We start from the raw sequence: 4976 nt of genomic DNA, 5'->3' as shown, positions 1-4976 counted from the left end.
TTATTTCCGTTTTCTTTTTTGACTTTGCAAAGTAGAATCCTCCTATACCGAGAAGAACAAGAAGAATTAAAATCGCTTTTTTCACTATTCCTTACCTCCAATGAGTTCACCAGTTGCCTTTTTAAGGGAATAGTAAGAAATATTGAGGTTCAAGAGGGCACTGATATAATTTTCCTCTGCTTCTTTTAGGTTCTGAAAAGTTTGTAAGAGTGTTGTTATGTCTGATACACCAGCTTTATATTCAGCAAAGGTTCTATCGTAAGCTTTCTTTGAAAAACACAGGAACGCTTTTGCAGATTCTGCCTCGACTATAGCAGATCTCACTTCTTCAAAAGCGTTGAGCACTTCCCTTCTAATAGCATTCTCTTGTTTTTTCAAGGATATCAGTTTAATCTTTAAATCCTTTTGACTTGCCAATGTTTTAAGCTTTGTTTCTCCACTGTCAAAAATAGGAAAGTTGAGGCTCACAGAAAAGTTAAAGTTGTCATTTTCGGGAAAAAACTTTGTATCCATCTTGCTATAGGAAGCACTTACGGTGAGTTGGGGAGATAGCGTTTTCTTCTGGAGCTCCACATTGAGTTTTGAAATTTCAATTTCCTTTTTTAAACTCAAAATTTCAGGTCTTTTTTTCAAAGCTTCTTGAACTAAGATATCTACCTTAGGAAGGTTTAGTCTTTCCAAAAGTTCAACTTCAGGCTTTTCATCTTCTCTTAGGACAAAATCCACAAGTTCGTTAAGTCCGTTAAAAGTTTTTACATACTCTTTCTTTGCTTTCTGTAAAGAGTTTTTTGCATTTTCAAGGTTGGCTTTTGCTTTAAGCACGTCCGTAATTAAAGCTAACCCTTGCTTATACTTTTCCTGAGAAATTGCTAGAATCTCCCGACTACTTTTTAAGAGATCTTTTCTTATCTTTATTGTCTTCTCTAAAGCTTTTAGCTTTAAGAGTTTTGATATTCCTTCAAAGTAAAGATTTAAACGACTAGTTTTTATGTTTTCTTTCGTTAAAGAAATCTGAACTTTATCCATTTTAAGTTTGATGTTTCTCTGAAAGTTTAAAAGGTTTGAGCTTACCGAAACTCCAAGTATGTACTGTTCATTCCAAGTTTCTTTGGGAAAAGTCGTATAGGGATATATCTTGTCAAATTCGGCGTTTAAGGATATTCTTGGAAAGTATTCTCTAAAAGTGGCTTCTTTTGAAATTTCTGCTTTTTTAACAGCTTCTTTTCCGCTTGCAATATCCAACGATTTTTCATCTATTAGTTTTTTTAGCTCATCTATGGTAAGTCCAAAACTGGCTTTTGTAAGAATTAAAAAAACTAAAAGAGTCTTCCTCATTGTCAGAAACTCCTTTCTGTGTGTGAGAAATAATATAATACTTTGCAGATTTTGAAACACCAAAAAGAGGACAAAAGATGAAAGCTTATACAGAATACCTTGTTTTTAACACTAAAAATAGAAGGGAACTCATAAGAATTACAGACAAAGTAAAGGAAGCCGTTGAAAAGTCTAAGGTTAAAGAAGGACTTTGTCTTGTGTCAGCAATGCATTTAACTGCTGCAGTAATTATTCAGGATGATGAGGAGGGACTTCACGAAGATATTTGGGAATGGCTTGAGAACTTAGCCCCATTTAGACCCGACTATAAACATCACAGAACAGGTGAGGATAACGGAGACGCCCACCTTAAAAACTTACTTACCCATCTTCAAGTCGTTTTGCCAATTACTAACGGGCAACTGGATTTAGGACCGTGGCAAGAGATTTTCTACGCTGAATTTGACGGTCAAAGACCAAAGAGAGTTATCATCAAGATAATTGGAGAATAGATGAAAGAAGCTGTTCTTCTTACCTACATGGGAGCACCTTCAAATCTTTCAGAAATTCGCCCTTTTCTTTATAAGCTTTTTTCCGATAGAGACCTTATAAACTTTGGAGTTCCAGCATTTTTACAAAAACCTTTAGCTTTTTTAATTTCAACCTTTAGAGCTCCAAAAGTGAAACCTCAGTATAAGGCAATTGGTGGTGGAAGCCCTCTAGTGAAATATACCCAAGAACAGGCAAAAATCTTAGAAGAAGAAACAGGAATAAAAACTTTTGTTGGAATGCTTTATTCTGAACCTCTTTTAGAAAAAGTGGTTAAAGAAATTTTGGAGTTTAAACCTGAAAAGCTTTATGTTCTTACACTCTATCCCCATTACTCAAGAGCAACGGCTGGAGCGTGTATTAGAGATGTTAGGAAGTACTTACAAGGGAAAGTAAACTTTGTTTTTACAAAATCGTGGTGTGATAACCTGTTCTACATCAAGTGGATTCAGGAATTAATAGAGAGAGAAATTCAAAAGTTAAAAGAGCCATTTATTCTTTTTTCTGCACACAGTCTTCCTAAATACTTTGTAGAACAAGGAGATATCTACGTTAAAGAGATAGAAAGAACCGTTAACTTGGTAATGGAAAAATTTAAAGGTTTTCCTTTTGAAATTTCTTACCAGAGTAAAGTTGGTCCGATTGAATGGTTAGAGCCTTCTGTAGAGGAAACATTAGAAAAACTTGCGAAAAACGGGATTAAAGAGGTCTTGGTTTTTCCTATAAGTTTCGTCTCGGAACATATAGAAACTCTTTTTGAACTTGACATTGAATACAAAGAGCTTGCTGAAAATTTGGGCCTCAGGCTTTCGAGAGTGAAGTTAGATCACAAACACCCTCTTCTCATAAAAGCTTTAACTTCAGAAGTTGATAAAATGAGAAAAGAATAAAAAAGTGTGGAGGACTCGTGAAAGTAGCAGTAATTGGTGCTGGAATTTCCGGTTTAGCTACTGCGTTTTATTTAAAAAGAAGTGGTGTTCCTGTTAAAGTTTTTGAGAAGGAAAAAACTGTTGGTGGAAAAATGAGAACCGTCTATGAGGACGGATTTATTATAGAAACTGGTCCAAATGGGTTTTTGGACGGAAAGCCTCACACCTTAAACCTTGTAAAAGCTTTAGGGATAGAGGATAAACTCTATAGGAGCTCTAACAAAGCAAGAAAGAGGTTTATTTATACAAATGGAAGACTTGTTAGACTCCCTGAAAATCCTATTGCATTTTTGGCTTCCTACCTTCTTTCTTGGAAAGGAAAGTTAAGATTGCTCAGCGAGTTTTTAGTTCCTCCAAAGAAAGAGGATATAGATGAAAGTTTATCCCAGTTTGCAAAGCGTAGAATAGGAGAAGAAGCTCTTGAGAAACTTTTAGATCCTATGGTTGCAGGAATTTTCGCCGGTGATTCTGACAGGTTAAGTCTTAAAGCTTCTTTCCCTGCAATTTACTACCTTGAGAAAAAGTATGGAGGACTTATAAAGGGTCTTATAGCCAAGATGAAAGAAGCAGAGAAGAAGGGAAAAGCTGCAAGTGGTCCGGCAGGTCCTGGCGGAGTTCTCACATCCTTTAAAGGGGGAGTAAAAGACCTTATAGATTCTTTGGAAAAAGCTTTAGAAGATTCCATTTTAAAAGGGGTTGAGGTTCTAGAAGTTTCTAAAGATAAAAGTGGATGGAAGGTTAAGTATAGGGCTAATGGTAGCACAGCTAGTGAAACTTTTGATTACCTTGTTCTTTCAACGCCTTCTTATGTTAGTGGGAAGCTTTTAGAGAACGTAGATAAAGAGTTGTCTACTCTTTTAAAGTCCATAGAATATTCTCCAATCTCTGTTATTGCCTTTGGATTTGAGAAAAGAGGGCTTGGACACGACCTTGACGGTTTTGGATTCTTAATTCCAAGGAATGAAAAGAGAAAAATTTTGGGGTGCCTTTGGGATAGTTCCGTTTTTCCAAATAGAGCTCCAGAGGGAAAAGCTCTTTTAAGAGTTATGATAGGAGGGGCAAGACAGCCAGAACTTGCTCTACTTTCTAAAGATGAACTTGTCAAGATTGCCTTAAAGGAACTAAGAAGAATAATGAAAATTCGCCACTATCCAGAAAAGATAAAGGTTTTTAAACACGAAAAAGGCATTCCACACTATACAGTTGGACATGCTGAAAAAGTTGAAAGAATATTTAAACTTGCAAAAAGTGTTGGAAATCTTTTCCTTTGCAATAATGCGTATAAAGGAGTTGGCGTAAACGATTGCACAAAAGCAGCAGAAGAAACGGTTAATGAGATTTTAAATGACAAAGGTTAGACTAAACGACTTTGAGATTCTTGCTATTAAAGAAACTGCAGAAGAGGTATTTGGAAAAAGAACAGATGTTAAGTTCCTTACTTGAAAGATAAGATGGAACTATGGCTTTGGATCAGATAGCTTACAGATTTTCAAAACTTCAGGACTCTCTTGGAAAGCTTTTTAGAGTTTACCTCTCCCTAAAAGGCGAAAATGTTTACCATTTACCCATGCTTGATGTGGTTAACTTGCTTGAAAAGTTCGGTTTTGATATATCTCCCGAAAAGTGGTTTGAGCTCAAGAATATCCGTAATGCTATAGCTCACGAGTATGAGGACGACTACGAACGAATAGCTCAGACAGTAAACAAAATCTACATGGAACTTCCTTATTTAAAAAAGCTTTTTGGTCAGCTTTCTATAGAAAATGTTGAAGATATTTAACTTACAAACACTACAACTTTATCGTTTCCTCCTGAAGGAAATAAGGACTGAAGTTTATTAGCTAAATGTTTTTTCAATTTCTTTTTCAAATGTTCGTAGAAAACTATATCTTCTTTTCTTTCAGCACAAACAACTATTTTGAATTCAATACTACTTCCATTAAGATTTCTTCCTAAAACAGACAGAAGAAAAAGACTTTCAAATAACTTCTCTCTATACTCTGAAAATAGATCATTTTCTAACTTTTCCTCGAGTTGTTTTATAAAAGCTTGTTTTTGTGTGAAATCAGTATCTTTGAGATACTCAATTAAATCTCTAAATGTGCTGAATTCATACATTACTATTTTGCCGTTTTGAATATCCAAAGCGTCAACTGATCTTAGTTGACTCCATACCTGAAGTCT

General features: G+C 35.3%; 6 protein-coding genes. 4 read left to right on the top strand and 2 right to left on the bottom strand.

Annotated elements, in window-relative coordinates:
- Window positions 1-84: 84 nt before the first annotated feature.
- Window positions 85-1335 carry a TolC family protein gene (locus ABGX27_00030; protein ID MEO2067888.1) on the bottom strand — a complete coding sequence of 417 codons (1251 nt, stop codon included), beginning with the start codon at window positions 1333-1335 and terminating at the stop codon, window positions 85-87.
- 77 nt (window positions 1336-1412) lie between these two features.
- Here ABGX27_00030 and ABGX27_00025 point away from each other — a divergent pair, with 77 nt between their 5' ends.
- The 4 genes from ABGX27_00025 to ABGX27_00010 all read left to right on the top strand — a co-directional run bounded on the left by ABGX27_00025 (window position 1413) and on the right by ABGX27_00010 (window position 4572).
- Window positions 1413-1826: a secondary thiamine-phosphate synthase enzyme YjbQ gene (locus ABGX27_00025; protein ID MEO2067887.1), complete on the top strand. Its 414-nt coding sequence runs from the start codon at window positions 1413-1415 to the stop codon at window positions 1824-1826.
- Window positions 1827-2753 carry a ferrochelatase gene (gene hemH, locus ABGX27_00020; GenBank protein MEO2067886.1) on the top strand — a complete coding sequence of 309 codons (927 nt, stop codon included), beginning with the start codon at window positions 1827-1829 and terminating at the stop codon, window positions 2751-2753.
- A gap of 17 nt (window positions 2754-2770) precedes the next feature.
- Complete coding sequence (hemG, locus tag ABGX27_00015) at window positions 2771-4150, top strand: protoporphyrinogen oxidase (protein MEO2067885.1); 1380 nt, start codon at window positions 2771-2773, stop codon at window positions 4148-4150.
- A 101-nt stretch (window positions 4151-4251) separates the two neighbouring features.
- Entirely contained in the window at window positions 4252-4572 is a 321-nt protein-coding gene (locus ABGX27_00010; GenBank protein ID MEO2067884.1) for a hypothetical protein, read from the top strand.
- Here ABGX27_00010 and ABGX27_00005 read toward each other — a convergent pair.
- On the bottom strand, window positions 4569-4976 hold a 408-nt coding region (locus tag ABGX27_00005; GenBank protein ID MEO2067883.1), incomplete at its 5' end, for a hypothetical protein. The two genes, ABGX27_00010 and ABGX27_00005, sit on opposite strands and share 4 nt — an antisense overlap.

It is taken from the genome of Desulfurobacteriaceae bacterium, from assembly GCA_039832905.1.
GTDB lineage: Bacteria > Aquificota > Aquificia > Desulfurobacteriales > Desulfurobacteriaceae > Desulfurobacterium.
This window is presented reverse-complemented; position numbering and strand designations above follow the sequence as displayed.